The organism is Arthrobacter sp. U41 (genome assembly GCF_007679325.1).
Lineage (GTDB): Bacteria > Actinomycetota > Actinomycetes > Actinomycetales > Micrococcaceae > Arthrobacter.
The window spans coordinates 1,329,339-1,356,261 of the sequence record NZ_VEGI01000001.1 but is presented as its reverse complement, the minus strand read 5'-3'; the positions used below and the strand labels follow the sequence as shown (position 1 = coordinate 1,356,261).

23 protein-coding genes are annotated in these 26,923 nt (G+C 67.6%); 16 read left to right on the top strand and 7 right to left on the bottom strand.

The annotated features are described in order from the left end of the window. Positions 1–32: 32 nt before the first annotated feature. Together argS and menD are read left to right on the top strand one after the other, a co-directional pair. Complete coding sequence (gene argS, locus FS787_RS06250; protein WP_222124042.1) at positions 33–1,844, top strand: arginine--tRNA ligase; 1,812 nt, start codon at positions 33–35, stop codon at positions 1,842–1,844. Then, entirely contained in the window at positions 1,841–3,562 is a 1,722-nt protein-coding gene (menD, locus tag FS787_RS06245; RefSeq protein WP_144671348.1) for a 2-succinyl-5-enolpyruvyl-6-hydroxy-3-cyclohexene-1-carboxylic-acid synthase, read from the top strand. The genes argS and menD overlap by 4 nt, the downstream gene beginning before the upstream one ends. 106 nt (positions 3,563–3,668) lie before the next feature. Here menD and FS787_RS06240 read toward each other — a convergent pair whose 3' ends face one another. The 4 genes from FS787_RS06240 to FS787_RS06225 form a co-directional block, all read right to left on the bottom strand. Further along, a complete protein-coding gene (locus tag FS787_RS06240; RefSeq protein WP_144671347.1) occupies positions 3,669–4,472 on the bottom strand; it encodes an amino acid ABC transporter ATP-binding protein in 804 nt (267 codons plus the stop codon). 11 nt (positions 4,473–4,483) lie between these two features. Then, on the bottom strand, positions 4,484–5,275 hold the full coding sequence (locus FS787_RS06235; RefSeq protein ID WP_144671346.1) for an amino acid ABC transporter permease: 792 nt from the start codon (positions 5,273–5,275) through the stop codon (positions 4,484–4,486). Between the two features lie 97 nt (positions 5,276–5,372). Next, complete coding sequence (locus tag FS787_RS06230; protein ID WP_144671345.1) at positions 5,373–6,176, bottom strand: ABC transporter substrate-binding protein; 804 nt, start codon at positions 6,174–6,176, stop codon at positions 5,373–5,375. Positions 6,177–6,349: 173 nt separating this feature from the next. Beyond that, a complete protein-coding gene (locus FS787_RS06225; RefSeq protein ID WP_144671344.1) occupies positions 6,350–7,816 on the bottom strand; it encodes an isochorismate synthase MenF in 1,467 nt (488 codons plus the stop codon). Between the two features lie 87 nt (positions 7,817–7,903). Here FS787_RS06225 and FS787_RS06220 point away from each other — a divergent pair, with 87 nt between their 5' ends. The 4 genes from FS787_RS06220 (at position 7,904) to FS787_RS06205 (ending at position 12,489) form a co-directional block, all read left to right on the top strand. Next, positions 7,904–8,692: a demethylmenaquinone methyltransferase gene (locus FS787_RS06220; RefSeq protein ID WP_144671343.1), complete on the top strand. Its 789-nt coding sequence runs from the start codon at positions 7,904–7,906 to the stop codon at positions 8,690–8,692. A gap of 12 nt (positions 8,693–8,704) precedes the next feature. Next, entirely contained in the window at positions 8,705–10,114 is a 1,410-nt protein-coding gene (locus FS787_RS06215) for a geranylgeranyl reductase family protein (protein ID WP_144671342.1), read from the top strand. Positions 10,115–10,123: 9 nt separating this feature from the next. After that, a complete protein-coding gene (locus FS787_RS06210; protein ID WP_144671341.1) occupies positions 10,124–11,224 on the top strand; it encodes a polyprenyl synthetase family protein in 1,101 nt (366 codons plus the stop codon). A 428-nt stretch (positions 11,225–11,652) separates the two neighbouring features. Then, positions 11,653–12,489: a DUF559 domain-containing protein gene (locus FS787_RS06205; protein WP_144671340.1), complete on the top strand. Its 837-nt coding sequence runs from the start codon at positions 11,653–11,655 to the stop codon at positions 12,487–12,489. A gap of 138 nt (positions 12,490–12,627) precedes the next feature. Here the strand turns inward: FS787_RS06205 and FS787_RS06200 are convergent, their stop codons facing one another. Then, positions 12,628–13,053 carry a hypothetical protein gene (locus tag FS787_RS06200; protein WP_144671339.1) on the bottom strand — a complete coding sequence of 142 codons (426 nt, stop codon included), beginning with the start codon at positions 13,051–13,053 and terminating at the stop codon, positions 12,628–12,630. A 14-nt stretch (positions 13,054–13,067) separates the two neighbouring features. Then, a complete protein-coding gene (locus tag FS787_RS06195) occupies positions 13,068–13,739 on the bottom strand; it encodes a trimeric intracellular cation channel family protein (protein WP_144671338.1) in 672 nt (223 codons plus the stop codon). 61 nt (positions 13,740–13,800) lie between these two features. Between FS787_RS06195 and FS787_RS06190 the strand changes: the two genes are divergently transcribed. From FS787_RS06190 to FS787_RS06145, 10 genes are all read left to right on the top strand, one after another. Further along, positions 13,801–14,535: a sirohydrochlorin chelatase gene (locus FS787_RS06190; protein ID WP_144671337.1), complete on the top strand. Its 735-nt coding sequence runs from the start codon at positions 13,801–13,803 to the stop codon at positions 14,533–14,535. Between the two features lie 132 nt (positions 14,536–14,667). After that, positions 14,668–16,416 (top strand): nitrite/sulfite reductase, encoded by a 1,749-nt coding sequence (locus FS787_RS06185; protein WP_144671336.1) that lies wholly within the window; start codon positions 14,668–14,670, stop codon positions 16,414–16,416. Beyond that, positions 16,413–17,144, top strand: a complete 732-nt coding sequence (locus tag FS787_RS06180; RefSeq protein ID WP_260982419.1) for a phosphoadenylyl-sulfate reductase — start codon at positions 16,413–16,415, stop codon at positions 17,142–17,144. The genes FS787_RS06185 and FS787_RS06180 overlap by 4 nt, the downstream gene beginning before the upstream one ends. A gap of 5 nt (positions 17,145–17,149) precedes the next feature. Beyond that, entirely contained in the window at positions 17,150–18,226 is a 1,077-nt protein-coding gene (gene cysD / locus FS787_RS06175) for a sulfate adenylyltransferase subunit CysD (protein ID WP_395940329.1), read from the top strand. Next, positions 18,226–19,662, top strand: coding sequence for a sulfate adenylyltransferase subunit 1 (locus FS787_RS06170; RefSeq protein WP_144671335.1), 1,437 nt, complete (start codon positions 18,226–18,228; stop codon positions 19,660–19,662). The genes cysD and FS787_RS06170 overlap by 1 nt, the downstream gene beginning before the upstream one ends. Positions 19,663–19,714: 52 nt before the next feature. After that, complete coding sequence (locus FS787_RS06165) at positions 19,715–20,881, top strand: RtcB family protein (protein ID WP_144671334.1); 1,167 nt, start codon at positions 19,715–19,717, stop codon at positions 20,879–20,881. A gap of 225 nt (positions 20,882–21,106) precedes the next feature. Continuing rightward, a complete protein-coding gene (locus FS787_RS06160) occupies positions 21,107–22,279 on the top strand; it encodes an ABC transporter substrate-binding protein (RefSeq protein ID WP_144671333.1) in 1,173 nt (390 codons plus the stop codon). 39 nt (positions 22,280–22,318) lie between these two features. After that, positions 22,319–23,044 carry an ABC transporter ATP-binding protein gene (locus tag FS787_RS06155; RefSeq protein ID WP_056426543.1) on the top strand — a complete coding sequence of 242 codons (726 nt, stop codon included), beginning with the start codon at positions 22,319–22,321 and terminating at the stop codon, positions 23,042–23,044. Further along, a complete protein-coding gene (locus FS787_RS06150) occupies positions 23,034–23,969 on the top strand; it encodes an ABC transporter permease (RefSeq protein WP_144671332.1) in 936 nt (311 codons plus the stop codon). Before FS787_RS06155 ends, FS787_RS06150 begins: the two co-directional genes overlap by 11 nt. 98 nt (positions 23,970–24,067) lie before the next feature. Continuing rightward, the gene (locus tag FS787_RS06145) at positions 24,068–24,364 is read left to right on the top strand and encodes a putative quinol monooxygenase (protein ID WP_144671331.1); all 297 of its coding nucleotides are present in this window, start codon (positions 24,068–24,070) and stop codon (positions 24,362–24,364) included. A gap of 186 nt (positions 24,365–24,550) precedes the next feature. Here the strand turns inward: FS787_RS06145 and FS787_RS06140 are convergent, their stop codons facing one another. Next, positions 24,551–26,791: a hypothetical protein gene (locus FS787_RS06140; protein ID WP_186329097.1), complete on the bottom strand. Its 2,241-nt coding sequence runs from the start codon at positions 26,789–26,791 to the stop codon at positions 24,551–24,553. Positions 26,792–26,923: the final 132 nt, after the last annotated feature.

The window sequence follows — 26,923 nt, the reverse complement described above, 5'->3', positions numbered from 1 at the left end:
ATAATTTGAACAGTGTGAATAATCCGGCCGAAATGGTTGTCCCCAGAGTCCAGGCAGCAATTGCCAGCGCGTTCGGCGAAGAGTACCGCGGGACGGATCCGGTGGTCCGGCCCTCGCAGTTCGCGGACATCCAGATCAACGCAGCCATGGCACTCGCCAAGAAGGTCGGCCTGCCGCCGCGGGACGCCGCCGCGCGGATCGTCGAGGCCCTTGACCTGGACGGCATCTGCACCGGGGCCGAGATTTCCGGACCCGGGTTCATCAACCTCACCTTCGACGGGACGTGGATCGAAGAGCTGCTCAATGCGGAGTCTCCCGGCGTCCAGGCCGTTCCGGCGGCGGAAGCCCAGCGCGTCGTCGTCGACTATTCTTCCCCGAACGTCGCGAAGGAAATGCACGTCGGCCACCTGCGCACCACGGTGGTGGGGGACAGCCTCGTGAAGGTGTTCGAGGCGCTGGGGGACACGGTCATCCGGCAGAACCACATCGGCGACTGGGGCACCCCGTTCGGCATGCTGATCGAGCACTGGCTGGAGGTCGGCGAGGATTCCCCGGAAGCGGCACTGCTGGTTGATGACCCCAGCGCGTTCTACCAGGCCGCCCGCGCCAAGTTCGACGCCTCCGCCACCGACGAGGACGGCTTCGCCACGCGGGCAAGGCTCCGCGTGGTGGCGCTGCAGGGCGGCGACCAGGAGACCTTCGCCGTCTGGCAGCGGCTGGTGGCCCAGTCCAAGCGTTACTTCAACGCCATCTACTCCATGCTGGGGATCAGCCTCACGGATGACCACATCGCGGGCGAAAGTTCCTACGACGCACATCTGGCACAGCTGTGCCAGGAACTCGAGGACCGCGGCATCGCCCGGATCAGCGACGGCGCCCTGTGCACCTTCCCCGCCGGATTCACCGGCCGCGACGGCCTGCCGATGCCGCTCATCATCCGCAAGTCCGACGGCGGCTACGGTTACGGCACCACGGACCTCGCCACCATCCGCTACCGGGTCCGCGAGCTCGAAGCCAACCGCGTGCTCTACGTCGTGGGCGCCCCGCAGAACATGCACCTGCGTATGGTCATGGCCACAGCCCGCGACGCCGGCTGGCTGCCGGACACGGTGGAGGCCGTTCACGTGCAGATCGGCAACGTGCTGGGGGAGGACGGGAAGATCCTGAAGTCCCGTTCCGGTGCCCCGGTCAAACTGATGGCCCTGCTGGAAGAAGCCGTGGACCGCGCCCGCGCCGTCATCGACGCAAGCCGGCCCGAACTGACGGAGGAGGAACGCGCCGCGACCGCCCGCCAGGTGGGCATTGGCGCGGTCAAATACGCCGACCTGTCCACCGGCCACGACACCGAATACGTCTTTGACTTCGACCGGATGCTCGCCCTCAGCGGCAACACCGGCCCCTATGTGCAGTACGCCGCCGCGCGGATCCGGTCGATCCTGCGCAAGGCGGGGGTGCTGGAGCAGCACACGGCTGCAGCCGGTGCTGTGGGAAGCGGCGCTGCCGGGACCGAAGCTGCCGGAACCGAAGCTGCCGGAACCGACACTGACGGCGGCACGCCGGCGACGGTGATCGCCGTCGTCGAGCCCGCCGAACGCGCGCTGGCCCTGCACTTGCTCGAGTACGGCGCCACGCTGCACAAGGTGCGCGAGGTGCTGGAGCCGCACCGGCTGTGCACATACCTGTTCGAACTCGCGCAGCTCTTCACGTCCTTCTACGACCAGTGCCCGGTGCTCAAGTCCGAGGACTCGGTCCGGGAATCGCGGCTGGCCCTGTGCGCCCTGGTCCTGCGCCGGCTGTCCGAGGGACTGGACCTGCTCGGCATCGAGACGCCGGAGAACATGTGAGCGCTGGGGACCTGAACGCGGAGGAGCTGAGCGCGCTGGATGCCGCGCGGATCGCCGTCGCCGCCCTGCTGCTCGAAGGAGTGCGCTACGTGGTGGTGGCACCGGGGTCGCGCTCCGCACCGATGGCCTACGCCCTGGCCGAGGCGGACGCCGCCGGCCGGGTCGAACTGCTGGTCCGGATCGATGAACGGGACGCCGGCTTCACCGCCCTCGGGCTGGCCCTGGCCACCGGCGCGCCCGCAGCCGTCCTCACCACCTCCGGGACCGCCGTCGGGAATCTCCTGCCGGCTGTGATGGAAGCCAATCACGCCGCCGTCCCGCTCGTGGTGGTCTCCGCCGACCGCCCCGAGGAACTCCGGGGGACCGGCGCCAACCAGACCACGGTGCAACTTGACCTGTTCGGCGAACACGTCCGCTTCGCCGCCGATGTACCCGCTGGCAGCGACCCGCGGCGCGCCGTCGAGACCGCGCTCAGCGCCGCCACCGGGGCCTTCGAGGACACCCCGCCCGGTCCGGTTCAACTCAACCTGGCCTTCCGCGACCCCTTGGTTCCCGCCCCCGGCGACAGGCTGCCGCCCGAGTCCGGCCGCCGGGTGTACCGCGCCCCCCGCGGCCCGCTGGCCCTCGATTTCCCGCCGGCCTCTCCCGGCCTGCCGGAACGGCGCACCGTGGTGCTCGCAGGGCACGACGCCGGCCCCGTCGCCGAGGCCTTCGCCCGTGCCCACGGCCTGCCGCTGCTCGCCGAGCCGTCCTCCAACGCAAGGTTCGGGCCGAATGCGGTGGGACCCTACCGGATTCTGCTCGACGCGTTCGGTCCGGAGACCGCGCAGCCGATCGAACGCGTGGTCCTCTTCGGCCGGCCCACGCTCTCCCGGCCGGTGAGCGCCCTGCTGGCCCGCGCCGCTGTCCCCTCCGCCCTGTACCAGCCGGTACCCGTGGCCTGGTACGAGCCCGGTCGCCGCACCGAACTCCCGCTCGACAACCTGGGCGACCTCGCCGAGTTTGCCGGCCGGGGCTCTGCGGCGTGGCTGGATGCCTGGCTCCTGGCCGGGGCCGCCGCCCAGCACGCCGTTGACCAGGTCCTGTCCGGCTCCGCCGCTGCCACCGGGCCCGAAGTCGGCGCCCTCGTCTGGGAACATTCCCGCGGCCAGCTCGTGCTCGGCTCCTCCAACGGCATCCGCGACGTCGACCTCGCCGGCGCACCCACCCCGGAGCCGGGCGCCGTCGTCTTCGCCAACCGCGGCCTCTCCGGGATCGACGGGACCCTGGCCACCGCCACCGGCATCGCCCTGGGCGGCCGGCAGGAAACCACAGTGCTGCTGGGCGACGTCACGTTCCTGCACGACGCCGGCGGACTGCTGCTCGGCGCCGGCGAAGAGGAACCCGCGCTGCGGATCGTGGTCCTCAATGACGCCGGCGGGGCCATTTTCGGCCTGCTGGAACACGGCACCGTCGAGGCCGCGGGCCGTTACGGAACCGCCGTCGAACGCCTCTTCGGCACCCCGCACAGCGTGGACCTCGCGGCCCTCGCGGCGGCCTACGGCGTCGCGCACCGTGCGGTCAGCACGACGGCGGAGCTCGCCGCGGCGCTGGCGGAGCCGTGGCAGGGGCGCAGCATCATTGAGGTGCGGACGGAGCGGCACGGGCTGCGGGAGCTGCACCAGCGTGTCCGGGCCGCCGTGGGCGCTGCCGTGGCCGGAGTCCTCGCCGCGGAATAGGCCCTCGCCGGGAAACAGCTACGGAAACGGACAGCCGCTACGTGGATCCACGTAGCGGCTGTCCGAAACAGGCGGAAACCGCCGCACAGGGCAGGCGGGCGGGAAGCTACTCCGCGATGTCGATGTGCGTCGGGTCGAGTACCCGGCGGAGGAATTCCTTGGTGCGGTTATGCGTGGGGGCGCTGATGACCTGCTCGGCCACGCCTTCCTCCACGACCACGCCGCCGTCCATGAACACCACACGGTCGGCCACCTCGCGGGCGAAGCCCATCTCGTGGGTCACCACCAGCATGGTCATGCCCTCCTGGGCCAACTTCCTCATGACGGCCAGCACGTCGCCCACAGTCTCAGGGTCCAGGGCCGAGGTGGGCTCGTCGAACAGCATCAGCTCGGGGTCCATGCTGAGCGCTCGGGCAATGGCCACGCGCTGCTGCTGGCCGCCGGAGAGCTGGTCAGGGTAACGGTCGGCAAGGTGTCCGAGGCCCACCCGCTCCAGATTCCGCATCGCCACGGCGGAGGCGTCCGCCTGGCTGCGCTTGAGCACCTTGGTCTGCGCGATGGTGCAGTTGCCCAGGGCGCTGAGGTGCGGGAAGAGGTTGAACTGCTGGAAGACCATGCCCACCTTGCGGCGCATCTTGTCGATGTCCACATCCGGGTCGGTTGCCTCGAAGCCGCCCACGTGGACGCTGCCCACGTTGGGCTGCTCCAGCAGGTTGACGCAGCGGAGCAGGGTGGACTTGCCGGAGCCGGAGGGCCCGATCAGGCACACCACCTCGCCGGGCTTGACCTCGAGGCTGATGCCCTTAAGTACTTCGTTGGATCCGTAGGACTTACGGAGATCCGTGATGGCCACGCCGGCGGCCTTCACGGCCCCGCTGCGGTCATCGGCGTTCTGTACGACGTCGTTCATGACTGTCCTGCCTATCGCTTCGTCCGCGCGGAGCGGCTTTCGAACTTCCGGGCCAAGAGGCTCAGCGGGATGGTGATCACCAGATACAAGGCACCGGCCACGAGCAGCGGCGTGAGGCCCGCACCCAGGCTGGAGATGCCGTCGCGGCCGAACTTCGTCAGCTCGTACTGCGAGGCGGTGAGGCCCAGCACGTAGATGAGTGAGGAGTCCTTGGTCAGCAGGATGACTTCGTTGGTCAGCGGCGGCAGGACGATCCGGAACGCCTGCGGGATGACAATCGAGATCATGGCCCGCCACTGGGGCATGCCCAGCGAGCGGGCGGCTTCCATCTGGCCCTTGGGCACGGCCTGGAGTCCGGCGCGCAGGGTTTCGGCAATGTAGGCGGCTGCCACCATGCCCAGCGAGATCATGGCCACCACGGTCACGTTCCAGGAGACGCCAAAGGCCAGCGGGACGCCGTAGCCGAAGGCGATGAAGACCAGCAGGGCCGGGATGCCGCGGAAGAACTCGATGTAGCCCGTGGCCAGCCACCGGTACAGCGGGAAGGAGGAGAGCTTCATCAGAGCCAGCAGCAGGCCGCCGGACAGGCCCACCAGGAAGCCGAGGGCCGTGTAGATGAGGGTGTTCTTGAGGCCCACAAGGATGATGTCCGGGAACATCGGGCCGATCTTGCCGAAGTTGAAGACGCTGGTGCTGATGGTCTCCCAGTCCGTGGCCAGGATCAGGGCAACCACGGCCACCACAAAAATTCCGGCTTGGACGTACAGGCTGACTCTGGCTCGTTGACGTGCGGTCATTGCCATGGTGTTCTCACATTCGTTTCGCGCACGTGAGGCCCCGTACGGACTGTTCTACAGCGGTACGGGGCCTCAACTGCGTAGGTCTCAGGCCGGGGGCTGGCTACTTGGCGGCTTCGCCGAACCAAGTGGTCTCGAACTTCTTCAAGGTGCCGTCATCGGTCAGGCGCTTAAGCGTGCTGTTGACCTGGGTGGCCATCGCGGTGTTGCCCTTTTTGATGGAGATACCCAGCTGCTCGCCCGTTGTGTAGTTCTCCACGCGCTTGAACTTGGTGTCGTCCTTGATGGCGTAGGCGAGCACGGACTGGTTGCCCAGGGCGGCATCAATGGTGCCGGCCTGGAGGGCCTGGATCAGGAGGCCGGAGTCCTCGAACTGCTGGGCGTCGAGGCCCTTCTCGGCGGCGTACTTGGCGCCGGTGGTCGCCTGCTGGACGCCCACCTTCTTGCCCTTGGCGCTCTCCAGGTCCGTGATTCCGGAAGCCTCGCTGGCCACGAGGGTCAGGTCGTCGTCCATGTACGGGTCAGAGAAGTCCATGACCGACTTGCGGGTGTCCGTAATGGAGACGGAGGAGATGGAGACGTCGCACTGGGTCAGGGCGGTGCCGGTCTCGATGGCCTCGAAGGAGCTGTCCACAACGTTGAGTTCGGCCTTCAGGTCCTTGGCCACCTCGGCTGCGATGTCCATGTCGAAGCCGACGATCTTGCCGTCCTTCTGGAATTCGAACGGCTCGTAGGGAACGTCCGAGCAAACGGTCAGCTTGCCGGCGTTGATGAGCTGCACGCCGCCCTCGGAGGTGGCTGCGGGGGTGGAACTGCCACCACAGGCCGTGAGCGTGAGAGCGCCGGCGGCGAGGATTGCGGCTGCCTTAGCGGCCAACTTTGCCGAGGCGAGGGGCTTGAGCTGCATGGTTTCTTCCCTTTTGTTGCAGGTTGTTGCAGGAGCAGGCGTGACTTAGTCGGCTTATAGTGTATCGCCGAATACGAGATGTGCATCACAGGAAACTTAGTTTCACCATTGGATAACTATTGTCGAGACTAGCGCAAGGTGAAACGGCCGGAACATGTCTCCTATCCCGGACTCTAGCTGTTGATGCCGAGGGACTCCAGCATCGGCCGGAACTTCGCCCACGTCTCCGCGAGCTCAGCTTCCGGGACGGAGCCCTCGACGACGCCGCAGCCGGCATAGAGCCGCACGGTGGTCGGCGACTCGATGACGGCGCCGCGCAGCGCGATGCCCCATTCCCCGTTGCCGGCAGCGTCGAGCCAGCCGACCGGTCCGGCGTAGGGTCCGCGGTCCAGGTGCTCCAGTTTGCGGATCAGGGCGCCGGCCACCGAAGTGGGTGTGCCGCAGACCGCTGCCGTGGGATGGAGGGCGTTGATCAGCGCGAGGCACGTGGGGACATGGCCCTCCACCTCGGTCAGCTCGGCCTTCACGTCCGAGGCGAGGTGCCAGACGTTGGGCAGCTCCAGGATGAAGGGTTCGCTGTGCGCGTTCATCGCTTCCGAGAACGGCGCCAGCTGCGTGGTCAGGGACTGGATGGCGATGTCGTGTTCGTGCCGCTGCTTTTCGGACCCCGCCAGCACCCGCTCCGCGAACTCCAGCGGCGAGCCGGCCATGCCGTCGGCGTCGCGGCGGTCCAGCGTGCCGGCCAGCACGCGGGCCTGTGCCGTGCGGCCCTCCACCTGGATCAGCATTTCCGGCGTGGCGCCCACCAGTCCGTCGACGCCGTAGGTCCAGCATTCGCGGTACCGCGCGGACAGCTCGCGCAGCACCTGCGCAGCGTTGACGCCGGTGGGCAGGGTCGCCACGATGTCCCGCGCCAGCACCAGTTTCTCCAGCGCGCCGGTCCGGATCTCTTCGACCCCGGACGCGACGGCGGCCATCCAGCCGTCCTCGCTCAGCGAGCCGGTGTGCAGCGTAGCCCCGGCAGCCAGCGGCAGGGGGCGGACGACGGCGCGGCCCGCCTGGACGGTTGTCGTGCCGGCTGCACTGCCGGCTGCACTGACAGCGGGGCCATTCCCGGCCGGGTCGGCGCCCGTCCCGGAGCCCTCAATCAAGGTGCCGTCCGCCAGGGCGGCAGAGGCCCCGGCCCCGGTACCGGCGTCGTCAATCCAGCGGTCCAGCGCGGCGCGCGCGCCCGCTTCGGTGAGTTCGCCGCCGTCGAACGTCATCTGGGTGAGCCAGGCCTTCCCGTCGCGCAGTCCCACGACGATTTCGGGGACGATCAGCCGCGACTCGTGCGCGGAGGCTTTGGAGAAGGCGAAGGAACCGAACGCGACCGGGCCGGTGCCGGGCCGTTCCACCGCGTCCGCAATCTCGGCCTCAAGGACCAGATGCCGCCACCAGATGTCCGCCTCGAGGAAACGCTCGGGTCCCGTGGCGGTAAACCGGGCCACTTCGCCGAAACCGACCAGGCCCGCTTCGCGGCGGGTCCAGCACAGCAGATCGTCACGGACCAGAAACGACGGCAGCCCCCCGGGGAATGATTCGGCATCGAGGGGCACTGTAAGTGTTTTGATAATTCTGGGACGGAACGCGCTGGTCATAGTGAGATAACACTACTCCCGCCCCCACCGGACTCCCTGCTCAGGGCATGGTTCGTGGGTGTGCCGAACATTTGAGACAATGTCAGGGTGAACCGAGCATCCTTGGATAAGCGTCCGGACGAAGTAGCCACCATGTTTGACGACGTCGCCCCCAAATACGACGTCGTCAACGATGTCCTGTCCATGGGGCAGACGCGGCGTTGGCGCAAGGTCGTGGTCGAAGCCATGGATGTGAAAGCGGGCCAGCGGGTCCTTGACCTGGCCGCCGGCACGGGTACCTCCAGCGAACCGTATGCCGACGCCGGCATCGACGTGGTCGCCTGCGACTTCTCGCTCGGCATGCTCAAGGTCGGCAAGCGGCGCCGGCCGGACATCGACTTCATCGCCGGTGACGCCACCCGCCTGCCGTTCGCGGACAACACCTTTGATGCCAGCACCATCTCCTTCGGCCTGCGCAACGTCAACGAGCCGAAGAAGGCCCTCGCCGAGATGCTGCGGGTCACCAAGCCGGGCGGCAAGCTGGTCATTGCCGAGTTCTCCCAGCCCGTGGTGCCGCTCTGGCGGACCATGTACACCGAGTACCTCATGCGTGCGCTGCCCGCGATCGCCGTCAAGGTCTCCTCCAACCCGGACGCCTACGTGTACCTCGCCGAGTCCATCCGCGCCTGGCCGGACCAGGACCACCTGGCGGCCTGGCTGCAGGAAGCCGGCTGGGACTCCGTCACGTACCGGAACCTCAGCGGCGGTATTGTTGCCGTGCACCGCGCCGTCAAGCCCGGCGCGGAGTCCGGCCCCGCCGCGGGCGCGAAGGCACTGGCAGCCCACACCGGACCGGTGGCGAAGCTGCGACGCAACATCACCCGGCCCGCGCGTTAGTCCACCGCCGCCGTGAAAGTACTGATCGTCGGAGCCGGTCCGGCCGGGTCCACTGCCGCTTACTACCTGGCCAACGCAGGCATCGATGTCACGGTGCTGGAAAAGACCAGCTTCCCGCGCGAAAAGGTCTGCGGCGACGGGCTCACCCCCCGCGCCGTCCGGGAGATCCAGAAGCTTGGGCTGCCCCACCCCGAAACGGAGGGCTGGCGCCGCAACAAGGGCCTGCGCCTGCTGGCCGGCGGCCGCAGCATCGAGCTGCCCTGGCCCGAGGTCTCCGACTTCCCGCAGTACGGGCTGATCCGGACCCGGCTCGGTTTCGATGAGGAACTGGCCCGGCACGCCCGGTCTGCGGGCGCCGTCGTGCTGGAACGGCACAGCGTCACCGAGGCGCTGCACTCCGAGGATGGCCGGGTGACGGGCGTCCGCGCCGCCCTGCTGGACGAGTCCGGCCGCAAGACCGGAGAAACCCGTGACTTCGCCGCCGACGTCGTGCTCGCCGCGGACGGAAACTCGACCCGCACCGCCGTCTCGCTGGGGATCCGCAAACGCGATGACCGGCCGCTCGGCGTCGCCGTCCGCACCTATTTCACCAGCCCGCGGCACGACGACGACTGGATGGAAGGCTGGCTGGAGCTCCCCGGCCGGGACGGCAAGCTGTTGCCCGGCTACGGCTGGGTTTTCGGCGTCGGCGACGGCACCTCCAATGTGGGCCTCGGCATCCTGAACTCGTCCAAGGAATTCGGCAAGCTGGACTACAAGCAGGTCCTGCGCGAATGGACTGCCGGCATGCCCTCCGAGTGGGGCTTCACCCCGGAGAACCAGGTCGGCGAGATCCGCGGCGCCGCGCTGCCCATGGGCTTCAACCGCACGCCGCACTATTCGCCGGGGCTGCTGCTGCTCGGCGACGCCGGCGGTATGGTCTCCCCGTTCAACGGCGAGGGCATCTCCTATGCCATGGAGTCCGCCCGCTTCGCCGCCGAATTCATCATCGACGGCGCCGCCCGCTCGGCGTCAGCCGGTTGGACCAGGGCCGACGCCGATGCACACCTCTCCCGGTACGCGGACTACGTGCGGGACCAGTGGGGCTCACACTTCACCCTGGGCCGCGCGTTCGCCGCACTGATCGGCAAGCCGGCCGTGATGAAACTGGCGCTCCGGACGGGCATGCCCATCCCTGTACTCATGCGGTTCGTGGTGCGGTTGCTGGCCAACCTGACCGACCCCGCGGCCAAGGGCTTCGAGGACCGCGTCATCCGGGTGCTGGAATCGCTGGTCCCGGCGACGTCCAACCAGGCCCTGCCCAAGACGGCCCCGTCCAATGCAGCTGTGCCCAGCCAAGCTGTGCCCACCCATGCTGCGTCCGACGCCGACGCGTCGTCGCAGTCCGGCGCCAACTCCGCGGTTTCCGCAACAAAAAGTTAGGGTTAACCCGTGACCAACTCCGCAGACCAAAGCTGGACGCACGCCGGACACGGCCTGCCGAGCTCTGAACCCGACCTGAACACCACCGCCATCGCCACCGGCCTGCAGTTGCCGGCCGGCTTCGCGGCGATCGCGGGGGATCCCGAACTGGGGCCCGCGATCACCACCAACCTGGCGCGGGTGGAGAAGAAGCTGCGCGAAGCCATCGCCAACTCGGATCCGCTGGCTGACGCGACGTCGCGCCACCTCGTGGAGGCCGGCGGCAAGCGCATCCGTCCTCTCCTGACACTGCTCTGCGCCCACCTGGGCGACGCCTCGCTGCCCGCCGTGGTGCAGGCCGCCGTCGTCGTCGAACTGACGCATCTGGCGACGCTCTATCACGACGACGTGATGGACTCCGCGCCGTTCCGCCGGGGCGCCCCCACAGCGCACGAGGTCTGGGGAAACTCCGTCGCCGTCCTGACAGGCGACCTGATCTTTGCCCGGGCCTCCATCCTGGTTTCGGAACTCGGTTCCCGTGCGCTCGGCATCCAGGCCCGCACCTTTGAGCGGCTGTGCCTGGGCCAGCTGCACGAAACCGTGGGGCCGCGCCCGGATGAGGACCCGGTGGAGCACTACCTGTCCGTCATCGCCGACAAGACGGGTTCGCTCGTCGCGGCGTCCGGACAGCTTGGCGCGATCTTCTCCGGCGCCGACGAAGCCTACGAGCCGATGCTGGTCGAGTACGGCGAAAAGGTGGGCGTCGCCTTCCAGCTTGCCGACGACGTCATCGACGTCACCGGCGTCAAGGTCAAGTCCGGCAAATCCCCGGGCACCGACCTGCGAGAGGGTGTGCCGACGCTGCCCGTGCTGCTGCTGCGCAAGAGGGCCGACGACGGCGACGCGTCCGCCGTCGAACTCCTGAAACTGATCGACGGGGATCTCAGCTCCGATGAGGCCCTTGCTGCCGCTGTCGCCGGTCTCCGCGAGCACCCCGTGACGGCGGAGTCCTGGGTGGTGGCACGCGCCTGGGCCGATGAGGCCATTGCCGCCCTCGCGCCGCTGCCCGAGGGCGTGGTGAAGGACTCTCTGACCAACTTCGCGCTGGCCGTGGTGGACCGCGCCAGCTGACTGCGGCGCGCTTTCCGGCGTCCGGTTCTCCTGAACAGGGTTCTCCAGTTCTGGGCGCTCCGGTTTAAGCGGAATGGCCCCGGTTCCTCACAACGTTTCGAGTCAACCGTTGTGCGGAACCGGGGCCATTTCTCCGTTCGCATCAGGTCCACCGGAGGCATTTGATGAACCCATGAATAAGCATATGACAGAAGTGTCACGCTGTCTAGGGTGTCTGTAAATTCACTGTCACACAATCTGTGCGGGCCGTTTGGTGATTGCTTGTGGGCTGCTTCGGCCGAGCGGGGGCACTTTGCGTGCCCCATTGCGGGATGCCGGGCCGGGCGGCGGCGTGTCCGTGTCGAAGTGCCCCTTGGCCGCGGCAGGAGTTGTCCACATGGCACAGTCTGCGTGGGTCCTCCCGTCGGCTGACGGGCCACATTGGCGGAATGAACATCTCCAATTTCCTGGGCTCGTGGGGTGGGCCGGCCAGCACGGCCGACCTCGGGCGGGCCGGATTCACCCGGTATCGGATTGGCCTGGCCGTCGCGGAGGGCGCCATCGTGAGGATCCGCCGCGGGCACTATGCGTTGCCCCGCGAAGCCTCGGTCCTGCGGGCTGCCCGCGAGGCTGGAGGGCTATTGACGTGTGTGTCCGCTGCGCCGAGCTACGGCCTGTGGACTCTGGTGCCGGCCTCGAAGTTGCACCTCTGCGTCGGGCACCGGTCGGCGCCGCCCGGCTCGGTGGCACATGGCCGTTGCCGGCATCCTCGGCACCCCTGGCTCCCTCTGGCCGGATTGGCCGACATCCTGATCCATGCGCTGCACTGCCTGCCAGAACTGGAGGCGCTCGTGATGATCCAGTGTGCTGTGGGCCGCGGTGACATCAGCTTGGCCTTCCTCCGCGGCAAACTCCCGGGCAACCGCAACGCGCGGGCCAGGTCGGTGCTGGACCTGGTCATTCCCCGGGCTGACTCGCTGCTGGAAGTTCTCGCCAACACTGTATTCCTCCGGGCTGGGCTGCAGGTGCGCAGGCACGTCCAGATCCCTGGGGTGGGGGAGGTGGATTTCCTTGTTGAGGACTGCCTCATCGTGGAGACCGATGGTGAATCGCATCTGGAGCCGCGGCAGGTAAAGAAGGACCGGGGGCGGAACAACGCGAGCATGGTCGGAGGCTATTTGGTGCTCAGGTTCGGCTATGACCTGGTGGTCCACCACCCCGAGCAGATGCTCGCCCAGGTCCTCGCGGTGCTGGAGCAGTGGCGCAGAGGCGCGTTCAAACCCTGAAGTGCGGACCGCATCGGCGGTCCGGGGCTACATTGAGGCCTTAGCCGGTGACTCCCGGGCCGGGAGGCGGCGTGTCCGTGTCAATGTGCCCCCGGACCGCCGATGGCCGAACCCGCGGGGAGCGGAACCCGCCCCGCCCTAGTCCTCGTCGTCGTTGAACGCCCACTCGAACATGTCGAAGACGAACTCGGAGAACGTCCCTTCTTCGCTCTTCCACTGGCCGCGGGCGTTGTTGCGGCGGTACACAATCGGGTCCGGAACGCTGAGGTCGCCCACCCGGAAACCCCAGGTGAACTGTTCTTCCTCGTCCTCAAGGAACATGAGGAAGCCCTCGTCATCAACTTCGAGCTCTTCGGGGTCCCAGAAGTAGTGGTACGCCTCCATGATGTCCTCGCAGCCGCCCACCGCGAGGTAGAACTCCCGCAATACCAGCGGCACCTGGAACTGGTGCTCGGCGAGGGCCGCATCCAGCTCGTCAGCCGGGAGGCCATCCTCTTCCTGCCATTCGTCTTCGAGATACTTCGGAACAAGCGCGCGGAACTTCTCGAGGAACATGTCAGTCATGGTTCTTATCCTAGCTAATCCTTAGCCCCGCCATCCCCAGTATCCAGGCCCAGGCGGTGCCAGCCGCGGACGGCCAGCGGAACGTACCATTTGCGCCGCCAGGCAGTGACCCGGAAGGCGAAAACGATGGCAGCCACAACGCCCGCGGTGACCGCATTGAAGGTGCCGGTGACGGACAGCACCACGGTCAGGGCAGCCCCGGAAAACGCCGGCAGGGCGTAGATATCCTTGGGGTCGAACAGCTGCGGCACCTCATTGGCGGTGATGTCGCGCAGCAGGCCGCCGCCCACCGCCGTCGTGACCCCGAGGAGCACCGCCGCAATGGGGTTCATGCCCGCCTCCAGCGCTTTGAGGGACCCGGTGATGCAGAACAGGGCCAGTCCGCCGGCGTCGAAGAGCACCAGCAGGGAGGTGAAGCGCTGGACGCTGGAGAACAGGAAGTACACCAGCACCGTGGCGAGCAGGGGAGGAGCCAGATAGGCCGGGTTGATGAAGGCCGTGGGCGGGCCCGCGTTGATGACGATGTCGCGGATGACGCCGCCGCCCAGGCTGACCACCGAGGCCAGCAGCAGGGAGCCGATGATGTCGAACTGTTTCCGCGCCGCGAGGAGGGACCCTGACACCGCGAAGAAGAAGACGCCGGCGAGGTCCAGCCAGATCAGGACGGCGCTGAAGGAAAAAGTCATGGAGCGTCCCGGTCGAATCTCGAGGGGCGGATGGGGCGGCTCCAAGGTTACGCTAACGGCTATGAATAGCCCCATCCTGATCGCCTGCGCCCACGGCACCTCGAGCACAGAGGGTGCTGCCGAAGTCAACGCCCTGCGCGACGGGATCGCCGCGCTCCGGCCGGGACTGGATGTCCGCGAGGCTTATGTCGACGTCCAGGACCCCGAGCTGCCGGCCGTCGTGGCGGGCCTCCCGGCGGGGGAGGCCGCCGTCGTCGTCCCGCTGCTGCTCAGCATCGGTTACCACGTCAAGGTGGACATCGCGCGGGCCGTGAAGAGCCGGCCGGACACCCTCGCCGCCGCCCCGCTGGGGCCCGATCCGCGGCTCGCGGCCCTGCTGGACCGGCGGCTCCGGGAAGCCGGAGTGACCGACAACGACGCCGTGATCCTCGCCGCTGCCGGTTCGTCCGACCCCACCGCAGCGCAGAATGTCGAGGAACTCGCAGACCAGCTCCGTGCCCTGCGTTCCAACCGCATCGTGGCCGCGTACGGCGCCTCCGCCAAGCCCTCCGTCCCCGACGCCGTGGCCATGCTCCGTGAGGAGGCGGCGGGCGGCGCCGGTGCGGGGGAGTCGGCCGGGGGAGTGGACCTGGGCGGCCGGGTGGTCATCGCCGCCTACTTGCTGGCCCCGGGGTTCTTCCACGACCAGCTCGCCAAGGCCGGCGCGGACCTCGTCACGGCGGCCCTGCTGCCGTCGCCGGTGCTCGCCGAAATCGCGCTGGAACGCTACGACGCCGCCCTCGCGGCGGGCCGCTGAACGGCACGGCACCATGCACAGCCACCCCGCCACTTCAAGGCCCGCCGACGCTTCGTGACGATTTATTGCCCTAGGTGACCCCGCGTTTCTGACCCTTTGAGACGGCATTACGGCCACCCCTACAGTCGATCCATGACTGATACAGCTCTAGCCGGAGCGTCCCCGGACCAGGCTGCCCCGGGTCGCAGCAAACGCCCCACCTCCCGGCCCGCCGCAAAGCCGCACGGGCAGTGGAAAGTGGACGGCACCACGCCGCTGAACGCCAACGAAACGTGGAAGCAGGAGGACAACGGCCTCAACGTCCGCGAGCGTATCGAGTCCGTCTACTCCAAGCACGGCTTCGACTCGATCGACGGAACGGATCTGCACGGCCGCTTCCGCTGGTGGGGGCTGTACACCCAGCGCAAACCCGGGATCGACGGCGGCAAGACCGCCACGCTCGAACCGCACGAGCTCGAGGACAAGTACTTTATGCTGCGCGTCAGGATCGACGGCGGCGCCCTCACCACCGAACAACTGCGCGTCATCGGCCAGATTTCGGTCGACTTCGCCCGCGACTCCGCCGACCTCACCGACCGCCAGAACATCCAGCTGCACTGGATCCGGGTCGAGGACGTCCCGGAGATCTGGCGCCGGCTTGAGTCCGTTGGCCTGTCCACCACCGAGGCCTGCGGCGACGTTCCCCGCGTCATCCTCGGCTCCCCGGTCGCCGGCATCGCCAAGGACGAGATCATCGACCCGACGCCGCTGATCCACGAGCTCGCCGAGCGTTTCATCGGCGACCCGGAGCTGGCCAACCTGCCGCGCAAATTCAAGACCGCCATCACCGGCCACCCCAGCCAGGACGTGGTCCACGAGATCAACGACGTCGCGCTGGTGGGCCTGGTCCACCCCGACCTTGGCATCGGCTACGACCTCTGGGTGGGCGGCGCGCTCTCCACGAACCCCATGCTGGGCAAGCGGCTCGGCGCCTTCGTCCGCCCGGACCAGGCTGCCGACGTCTGGCTCGGAGTCACCAGCATCTTCCGCGACTACGGCTACCGGCGCATGCGCACCAAGGCCCGGCTGAAGTTCCTGCTGGCCGACTGGGGCCCGGTGAAGTTCCGCCAGGTCCTCGAGGACGAATACCTCGGCTACAAGCTCGACGACGGCCCGGCCGCGCCCAAGCCCTCCACGCCGGGCGACCACATCGGCGTGCACGAGCAGAAAGATGGCAGGTTCTTCATCGGCGCCACGCCGCTCGCCGGGCGCCTCTCCGGCAGCCAGCTCGTGAAGCTCGCGGACACCCTGGAAGCCCGCGGCTCGCAGCGGCTGCGCACCACCCCGCACCAGAAGCTAGTGGTCCTGGACGTGCCCAGGGACGAGGTGGAACCGCTGGTCGCCGAACTCGATGCCCTGGGCCTCTCCGCCCGGCCCTCCGTGTTCCGCCGCGGCACCATCGCCTGCACCGGCATCGAATACTGCAAGCTCGCCATCGTCGAAACCAAGGTCACGGCCGCAACTGCGGTGGCCGAACTGGAACGCCGCCTCGCCGACCTGGTCGAGTCCAAGCAGCTTCCGCAGGTGTTGTCGCTGCACATCAACGGCTGCCCCAATTCCTGCGCCCGGATCCAGACCGCGGACATCGGCCTCAAGGGCATGATGCTTCCCACGCCCGACGGCGACCCCACCCCGGGTTTCCAGGTCCACCTCGGCGGCGGGCTGGCTTCCAGCAGCCGCGAAGAGGCCGGCCTGGGACGCACCGTCCGCGGCCTCAAGGTCACGGCCGGGGAGCTGCCCGACTACGTGGAGCGTGTGGTCCGGAAGTTCGTGGCCGACCACACCGAGGGACAGACCTTCGCCGAGTGGGCCTTCGCGGCCGATGAGGGTGATCTGCAGTGAGCAAGCACGCGCTGGGGGTGGACCCCGTCATCCGCACCAACGACGAGCTCAAGGTCATCGCCGAATCCGGCGCCGCCGAGCTCGGCTGGGACGCCCCGGCCCGCGAGGTGATCGCCTGGGTGGCACGCAACTTTGATCTCCCCGCCGTTGCCGTTGCCTGCTCCATGGCCGACGCCGTCCTCCCGGCGCTCGTCGCGGACCAGCTGCCCGGCGTCGACGTGCTCTTCCTGGAGACGGGCTACCACTTCCCGGAAACCTACGCGACGCGCAACGAGGTCGCCGCGAGCCTGCGCGTCAACGTGGTGGACGTGCTGCCGGAGAACACCGTGGAGCAGCAGGACCGGCTGCTCGGCAAAGACCTCTTCGCCCGCGACGCCGCCCAGTGCTGCGCGCTGCGCAAAGTGGCCCCGCTGCGCCGCACGCTGGCCGGCTACGAGCTCTGGTTCACCGGTGTCCGCCGCGACGAAGCCCCCACCCGCACCAACACGCCGCTGGTCACCTGGGACGAAACCAACGGCCTGGTCAAGGTCAACCCGGTGGCGGCCTGGAGTTTCGACCAGCTGGTGCAGTACTCCGATGACAACCTCCTCCCCGTCAACCCGCTGCTTTCACAGGGCTACCCGTCCATTGGCTGCCAGCCCTGCACGCGCAAGGTAGCGCCCGGCGACGACCCCCGCGCCGGACGCTGGGCAGGAACCGACAAGACAGAATGCGGACTACACGTATGAGCAACTTGAGCACGACGACGACGGTCACCACCGCCTTCGCAGCAGATGCCGCCCCCGCCCCTGCGCCGCGCGGCATCCGTCCTGCGGACGATGCGCGCGGCTCCGACAGGCCCGAGGCCACTCCCGGGGCGGCATCTGCTGCTCCGGCTCTGCGGTCAGGTCGCCTTGATTCTGGGGCTCCGCGCGCGGCCCGCCTTTCGTCCCTGGACACCCTGGAATCGGAGGCCATCCACATCATCCGCGAGGTTGTCGCTGAATTTGAGAGGCCGGCGCTGCTGTTTTCCGGCGGCAAGGATTCCGTGGTGATGCTGCACCTGGCCACCAAGGCGTTCTGGCCCGGCAAAGTGCCTTTCCCCGTGCTGCACGTGGACACCGGGCACAACTTCCCCGAGGTCATCGACTTCCGCGACCGGACCGTGGAGCGGCTGGGACTCAAGCTCGTCGTCGGCAGTGTGCAGGAGTTCATCGACTCCGGCGAGCTGGCCGAGCGTGCCGACGGCACCCGCAACCCGCTGCAGACCGTGCCGCTGCTGGACGCGATCCAGCGCAACAAGTTCGACGCCGTCTTCGGCGGCGGCCGCCGCGACGAGGACAAGGCCCGGGCCAAGGAACGCATCCTGAGCCTCCGCGACGAATTCGGCCAGTGGGATCCGCGCAACCAGCGGCCCGAGCTCTGGAATCTCTACAACGGCCGGCACACCGTGGGCCAGCACGTCCGCGCGTTCCCCATCAGCAACTGGACCGAGCTGGATGTGTGGCGCTACATCGAGCGCGAAAACATCGAGCTGCCGGGCCTCTACTACGCGCACGACCGCGAAGTCTTTGCCCGCGACGGCATGTGGCGCGCGGTCGGCGAGGTCTCGCAGCCCCGCGACAACGAACACGTCATCACCAAGACCGTCCGCTACCGGACCGTCGGCGACATGTCCTGCACCGGCGCCGTGGAATCACTCGCCGCCACCGTGCGCGACGTCGTGATCGAAGTTGCCGCCTCCACCATCACCGAACGTGGTGCCACCCGGGCCGATGACCGCATCTCCGAGGCAGCCATGGAAGACCGCAAGAAAGACGGCTATTTCTAATGAGCACCGACACTCTCCTGCCCGGCATCGCCGTGGACCCAGCCGTTCTGTCCACCACCCTGTTCCGCTTCGCCACCGCTGGTTCGGTCGACGACGGCAAGTCCACCTTGGTGGGCCGGCTCCTGCACGACTCCAAGGCGATCCTCGCGGACCAGCTCGACGCCGTCGCCCGCACGTCCGCGGACCGCGGCTTCGGCGGGGCCGGCGCAGCCGGAGGCCCCAACGGGAAACAGCGGATTGACCTCGCGCTGCTGACCGACGGCCTGCGCGCCGAGCGGGAACAGGGCATCACCATCGACGTCGCCTACCGCTACTTCGCCACGGACCGCCGCAGCTTCATCCTCGCGGACTGCCCCGGCCACGTGCAGTACACCAAGAACACGGTGACGGGCGCGTCCACCGCGGACGCCGTCGTCGTGCTTATTGACGCCCGCAAGGGTGTCCTGGAGCAGACCCGCCGGCACCTCTCCGTGCTGCAGCTGCTGCGCGTGGCGCACGTGGTTGTCGCCGTGAACAAGATCGACCTCGTGGATTTCAGCGAGGACGTGTTCCGCGGGATCGAGGCCGATGTGCAGAAAGTCGGCCGCGAGCTGGGGCTCGGCGCCGATGGCATCACCGACCTGCAGGTCATTCCGGTGTCCGCGCTCGACGGCGACAACGTGGTGGACCGCTCGGACCGCACACCGTGGTACGACGGCCCGGCCCTGCTCGAAGTCCTCGAGACGCTGCCGGCCGCGGACGAACTCGAAAGCCACCTGGAAAGCTTCCGCTTCCCGGTGCAGCTTGTCATCCGGCCGCAGGGTGCCCTGGCGCCCGACGCCGTCGCCGGGGGACTCGACGTCGAGGGCTACCGGGACTACCGCGCCTATGCGGGCCAGATCACCGAAGGCTCCGTGAAACTGGGGGACCAGGTCAGCATCCTTACCCCGGGCCAGGCTCCGCGCACCACCACGGTGACCGGCATCGACTTCGCGGGACGGCGGCTCACCGAGGCCGTGGCCCCGCAGTCCGTGGCGCTGCGCCTGGCGGACGAGTTCGACGTCGCCCGTGGGGACACGATCGCGGCAGCCGGCACAATCCGGGAAGCCTCGGCCGACCTCTACGCCGCCCTGTGCTGGCTCTCGCCGAAACCGCTCCGCGAGGGCGCCAAGGTGCTGGTCAAGCACGGCACCCGCACAGTCCAGGCCCTGGTGCGGAACGTGACCGGAAAGCTGGACCTCGCCAACTTCCAGCTGGAACCCACCTCCACCCTGGACCTCAACGACATCGGACATGCCCAGCTGCGGCTCGCCGCGCCGCTGCCGCTGGAGAACTACCTGCACCACCGCCGCACCGGGGCGTTCCTGGTGATCGATCCCTTGGACGGCAACACCCTCGCCGCAGGACTGGTCAAGGACCACCCCGGCGACCACGAGGACGAGCGCTACTCGATCTAGGTGGCCTTGCCAGCGGGCCTCCCGGACCACGATCATCGTTCTGGGAGGCGGTGTGGAAGTCATCAACAGCAGGCTCATCAGCTGGGCGTCGATCCTTGATGACCAGACCCGCGAGCAGGCGCTGACCACCGCCACGCTGCCCATCATCTATCCGCATCTGGCGCTGATGCCGGACGCCCATCTGGGCCTGGGCGCCACCGTGGGATCCGTCATCCCCACCCTGCACGCCGTCATACCGGCTGCCGTGGGGGTGGACATCGGCTGCGGCATGATCGCCGTCCGCACGCAGTATGCCGTGAAGGACCTGCCGACAGACCGGAAGCGGCTGCGGCAGGATATCGAGCACGCCGTTCCCCTGTCAGCCGGCCACTACAACCGCAGGTTCACCGCCACCGCCGTACCGAGGCTCGCCGAGCTGCGGCGGATGGCAGCCAACGCGCGGTTCGACCCTGGCCAGTACGCCGCGAACTGGGAGCTGCAGCTGGGATCGTTGGGCTCCGGCAACCATTTCATCGAGGTGTGCGCGGATGAGGCGGACACCGTGTGGCTGTTTCTCCATTCCGGCTCACGCGGCGTGGGCAACAAACTCGCGCAGCGGCACATCGCCGAGGCCCGCAGCGCGGTCCGGAGCCGGCACATCGTCCTGCCGCATCCGGACCTTGCCTACCTTGAGGAAGGCACCCCCGAATTCGACCGGTACATCAGGGAACTCCGCTGGGCCCAGCATTTCGCCCTGTTGAACCGCGAGGAAATGATGGACCGGGTCATCCAGCAGTTTGAATCCTGGACGGGTGGCCGTGTCCGGGAGGCCGAACGGATCAACTGCCACCACAACTTCACCGCGCAGGAACAGCACTACGGCAAGACGGTCTGGGTTTCGCGCAAGGGAGCGATCCGGGCACAGGCCGGGGATCCCGGGCTGATTCCCGGCTCCATGGGCACCGCCTCCTACGTCGTCGTGGGCCTGGGGAACCGAGAATCGCTGAATTCCTCGCCGCACGGCGCAGGGCGGGAGTACTCCCGGAACGCCGCAAAGAAGACCTTCACCCTCGCCGAGCTGAAAGCCGCCATGAAGGGCATCGAATTCCGGCCCAGCGAAGCATTCATCGACGAGATCCCGGCGGCGTACAAGCCGATCGACCAGGTGATGCGCGATTCCGCGGACCTTGTCAGGATCCGGCACAAGCTCCGGCAGCTCGTCAACGTCAAGGGCGATTGAACCGCCCCGGGCGCCGATAGACGGGCCCGCATATGACGTTGCATGAACCCGCGTGACCCCGGGTTTCCGGACCGTTGAACCGCGTTCACGGCAGTCCCTATGGTGAAGCAATGACAACTACGGAACGGCTCTCCAGCAGCGCCCGCGATGCGTTCCGGGGGCGATGTAGCCGGCACTGAACAACCGTCCGGCCACCCCGAAACCACCCCGAAAAGGACCCGTTCCATGTCAGCCACTCCTGAACCCCGGAAGTCCAGCACCGCGCCCGGAACCATCCGGATCGTCGCCGGTGAATCCGCCAGGCCCGCGCGCAAGCGCACCCTGGAGATCAGCCTGGCCGTCGGCCTCGTGCTGCTGATCGGAGCCGGCGCCGCCGTCGCGTCCACGGTCTCCCGCGCGAACGAACCCGCGGCACCCGCCGCCGTCGTCACTCCTGCTGCCGAACTGAAGCTCGGCTACTTCGGCAACATCACCCACGCCCCGGCCCTTGTCGGGGTAAGCCGGGGCTACGTCGCCAAGAACCTCGGCGGGACCAGGCTCAGCACCCAGGTCTTCAACGCCGGTCCCGCCGCCATCGAAGCCCTCAACGCCGGCGCCATCGACGCCACCTACATCGGCCCCAACCCGGCCATCAACTCCTACGTCAAGAGCAAGGGCGAATCCATCAGGATCATCGCCGGAGCCGCCGCGGGCGGAGCGCAGCTGGTGGTCAAACCCGAAATCACCACGGCGGCGGACCTCAAGGGCAACAAGCTCGCGACGCCGCAGCTGGGCGGGACCCAGGACGTGGCCCTCCGTGCGTGGCTGGGGAAGCAGGGCTACCGGACCACTACGGACGGCGGCGGCGACGTCGCCATTAACCCCACCGAAAATGCCCAGACCCTGAAGCTGTTCCAGGACGGAAAGCTCGACGGCGCGTGGCTGCCGGAACCGTGGGCCTCCCGGCTGGTGCTCCAGGCGGGCGCCAAAGTCCTCGTCGACGAAAAGGACCTGTGGGAGAAGGGCGAGTTCATCACCACTGTCCTGATCGTCAACAAGAAGTTCGCCGCCGAGCACCCGGACACGGTCAAGGCGCTGCTGAAGGGCCACGTCGAATCCGTGGAGTGGCTCAACGAGGCCTCCGACGCCGAGAAGTCCACGGTCCTCAACGCCGCCCTCAAGGAATCCGCCGGAGCCGCCCTGCCGGCAGACGTGATCGACCGGTCGCTGAAAAACATCGTCTACACCGTCGACCCGCTCGCCGGAACGTACCAGAAGCTGCTCCAGGACGGCGTCGACGCCGGCACCACCCAGCAGGCCGACATCAACGGCATCTTCGACCTCACGGCCCTGAACAGTGTCTTGGGCGAGAGCCCCGCCGGGACGACGATCTCCGCGCAGGGTCTGGGCAAAGAATAGCCGGGCCTCCAGCCCGCCAAGAGAAGTTAGGACGTGACCATGCCAGTCGTACTGGAAAACCTGGGCAAGCGCTTCGGCGACGGCGCCCCGGTGCTGGACGACGTCAATGCCACCATCGGGCAGGGCGAGTTCGTCGCCCTGCTCGGTGCGTCCGGCTGCGGCAAGTCCACCCTGCTGAACATCATGGCGGGACTGGAGGCGCCGACGTCGGGCGCCCTTGAAGTGCCGAGCGACGGCGCCGCCTTTATGTTCCAGGACGCGGCACTGTTCCCTTGGCTGACCGCGCGGGAGAACATCGAGCTGGCCTTGAAGCTGCGCGGCGCCGGCAAGGCCGAGCGGCGCGCGAAGGCGGGAGAATTGCTGGACCTCGTGCATCTGGGCGGGGCGGGGGACAAGCGCCCGCACGAGCTCTCCGGCGGGATGCGCCAGCGTGTGGCGCTGGCCCGTTCGCTGGCCCAGGACCGGCAGCTTCTCCTGATGGACGAACCCTTCGCGGCCCTGGACGCAATCACCCGCGACCTGCTCCACGACGAGCTGGAACGGATCTGGAAGGAAACCGGCCGCACCATCGTCTTTGTCACCCACAATGTCCGCGAGGCCGTCCGGCTGGGCCAGCGCGTGCTGCTGCTCTCCTCCCGGCCCGGCCGCGTGGTACGGGAGTGGCACGTCAGTGAAGAGCACCGCACCGACGCCGGACTGGCCGGCCAGCTGACCGGCGAAATCACCGCCCGGCTTCGCGAGGAGATCCGCCGCCATGCCAAATAAATCAACGTCGCTGGTTGAGCCCGGCGAGACCCGCCACGTCACCGCCGCCCTCACCCGGTCGTCCAACGGTTCGGCGGATCTTCGCGAACTGGAAGCCGGGCTGGATTCATTGCAGTCCGACGCCGTCCGCGCCTCACGTATCGACTGGAGCCGGATCCTGTTGCCGGTCGCCGCGCTGGCGGTGCTGGTCATCATCTGGCAGCTCTACGTCTCCCTAGGGTTCAAGCGGCAGGACCTGGTGCCCGGCCCGCTCGACGTGCTGGGCCAGTTCGGCAATCTTTGGGCCGACGGCACGCTGCAGGAAGCAGTGTGGACCTCGCTGCAGCGCGGGCTCGTCGGGTTCCTGATCAGCGTGGCCATCGCCACGCCGGTCGGACTCCTGCTGGCCCAGGTTGCCCCGCTGCGCCGCGCTTTCGGGCCGCTGATCTCCGGTCTGCAGGTGCTGCCGTCCGTGGCGTGGGTGCCCGCGGCCATCATCTGGTTCGGCCTGACCGACGCCACCGTGTACTTCGTGGTGTTTATGGGCGCCATCCCCTCGATCATCAACGGACTGATCTCCGGCGTGGACCAGATCCCGCCGCAGTACCGCAGCGTCGGGACCGTCCTGGGCGCGTCCCGGCTCCAGCTGGCGCTCCAGATCATCCTCCCGGCTGCCCTGCCCGGATACCTGGGCGGACTCAAACAGGGCTGGGCCTTCTCGTGGCGCTCGCTGATGGCCGCGGAGATCATCGCAGTCGGCGGCAGCATCGGGTTCGGCCTCGGCTCCATGCTGAACCAGGGCCGCGACCTGTCCGACATGACCATCGTGATGTCCGCGATCCTGCTGATCCTCGCCGTCGGCATCCTGATTGAACTGCTCGTGTTCGGCCCCATCGAAAAGCGGCTGCTCCGCCGTCGTGGCCTCCTCGCCGGCAGCACGCGGTAGGCACCAGCCGTTGCTGTTGTCTGGCGGCACCCGCAGGCCTACACTCACGGCTATAGACCGGCATACGGTCCATCCCGCCCGATTCTGAGGAGACAGCCGTGGCGCCAAAATATGGAGTGCTGGCACTGGTCGAGGCAAAACTGGGGAAAGAACAAGAGGTCTGGGACTTCCTCAACGGGGGCCGCGAGATAGTGCTCAACGAACCCGGAACACAGACCTGGTATGCCTTCCGGGTCAACGATTACACGTTCGGCATCTTCGACACCTTCGACACCGAGGAAGCCCGGCAGGCGCACCTCAACGGGGCCATCCCCGCGGCGCTCGGCGAACACGGCCCCACGCTGCTGTCCAAGGACCCTGACATCAAGCTGGTTGAACTCATCGCGGTGAAGTAGCCCGCGCTCCTGCGTCCCAGGCACCTCGCCCGCCGAACGGGGGGCACATTGACACGGAAGCACCGTCATTTGCGCCCCGATCCGGCCGCTGCGGTCGTCAAAGTGACCCCGGACGTCCACGCCCTATACAGCAGCAGGGCCCGACGGCGAGTCTCGCCGTCGGGCCCCGAATTTATGGTGATCTTTTTAGGGGCGCTTCAGAGTGCCGCAGCCGCTGACTTCGAAGCCCTTAGCTTCGCTTGGGATTGTCACGATGGTCAGGGCGGATCCGAAGTAGTTCTCGATAATGTCATCGAAGCTGCCGCTCAAACCGCTTAGGGTCGCCCAGTAACAGGTGTCTCCGGTGCCGTGTCCGTAGTAGGTGCCAGGCAGGATGTCTATCCCTACCCGGTAGGTGCCGTCGGCCGTGATGGTTGTGGCTCTGGCCCCAGTGGATGGAACGGGGGCTTGACCTTGGGCAGGAGCTGCAATCCGCGTCCACCCACCACAACGTTGCGAGCGGAACCCAACGTCACCGGGGAGTATCTCCACGTATGTGTTAGCAGGACCAATATCGTTGTCGTTTACGTCATCGAAGCTTCCGCTGAAACTGCCCAGGCGTGCCCAGTAACAGCTGTTGCCTGTGCCGGTTGCCTTATACATGCCGGGCAAGATGTCGACGCCCACCCTGTACGTTCCGTCTTTGGTAATCCGCGTTGCTTTAGCTCCCGTCGACGGGATAGTGGTCCAGCCGCCACAGCCGGAACTCTTGAAGCCAACATCTCCTGGGAAGATTTGCACGTAGGTGACTCCGGAAACGATGTCGTTCTCGTTTATGTCACCTAAGTTGCCCGAGAACCCGCTGAGTCTTGCCCAGTAACAGAAGGATCCGCCGGTGGACTTGTACAGTCCGGGCTTGATCTGGGTTCCGACGCGATACGTGCCGTCACCACGAAGTACCGTCACAGGCCAAACCGGCAGTTTTAGCGCCGGACTCATGGTCACCCGCGTATCTGAGTAGATCCGACTGGCGGACACGCGGACCGTGATGGAGCGGCCGTTATCCGCCGCCGCCAACCGGTATGTGCGGTAACGCGCGCCGGTGATCGCGGCGCCGTTACGGTACCACTGGTACGCGTAGGCTGACGGTGCCGGCGCGTAAGTGCCGACGTTGGCTGTCAGAGTCGAGCCCAAGGACGTGGCCCCGGTGATCCTTGGCGCCGTCTTAAGGGTGATAAGTGCCTTGCCTACCGTGATTGCCGGAGTAGTGGCCGAGCGGGTCGTGTACCCGGCCTTGGACACTGTGACCTTTACGTTTACCCGGGCGCCAATGTAGCCGCTGCCAAGGTAGAGGGCGTAACCGGTCCCGCCCCTGATCGCGACGCCGTTCCGGAACCACTGGTACCGGATGGTTGAACCGGCAGTCCAACCCTGAGAGACCTTCACTGTCCGTTCATAGCGGTGGGTTCCGCTGACCGTCAGCGGCTTGGTGGCCGCGATGGTTCCGGCAGAGATCGGGCGGGCGGCGGAGTAGCGGTCTAGCGTTATGTAGCCGGACTTGGCTGCACGCACCCTTGCCTTGAGTGTCTTCCCGTAGTCGAGTGCAGTGGTGGTGTAGGTGCGGCTGACTGCGCCGACGATGGCGGCCGTTCCGCGGTACCACTGGTAGGACAGCGTGGCACCGGTCGGCGCCCACGTGCCTGCATTGGCAGTCTGCAGCTGGCCCACCTTGGCGATACCGCTAACGGTTGGGACCGGCGCCGTCGCGAAACTTCCCCTCCCGGCGGTGACTTGGGCAGATGTCAATACCACTGAGGTGAACCCCGGCGCGGAGACCGTCACCTTGGCCCACAGCTTCTGAGCGTCATCGGCGGCAGCCACCGTGTAGCTGGGCCCGGTCGCCCCAGCGATGGGGCCAGCACCTCGGTACCACTGGAAGCGGGTTGCGGCACCCTGGACCGCAGTGTTGCTCCACATCGGTGCTCTCAGCGACAGCGCCTGCCCGACGACGGGTTTGCCGATCACGGCGTTGCTCCAGCTGACACCGACGAATGTTCCCTGACGAACCGCTACCGGCGTGGCAGTCAGCTCGGTGCCCGGCCCCTGCGCCTCCAGCGACGCCAGCACCGTTAGCTGAACCGACTTGTTTGCCATGGACGGTTCGATGTTAAGTACGTCAGCTTCGCCAAGCGCGTGGTCGGCCGCTTGAACTATGACACCGTCGACGATCCAGCTGTACTTGATCCAGCCGGCGCCGCTCCACTGGCCGCCCGTCGAGGTGAGAGTGCCACCCGCAACAGGGTCACCCTCAATAACCGGTGGGCTGACGTTTTTCGGAGCGGCGGGCGTTGCTTCCACCGGCAGTGCTCCGGCCTGCGCGTCGACCGATGCCGGCTGCTCTGCGACGGCGTCCGTTTCCATCGGCAGCGCCTGTGCTGCCGGAGCCATCAAAAAACCGGCGAGCAGTGCGATGCTCCCGGCTGTGGCTACTGCCCTGGTCATACGGCCGGGGCGCGTCCGAGTACGGACGCTTGCGTGTAGAGACAACTAAGTCCCCTTCCCCCATGTTGAGACTGACCG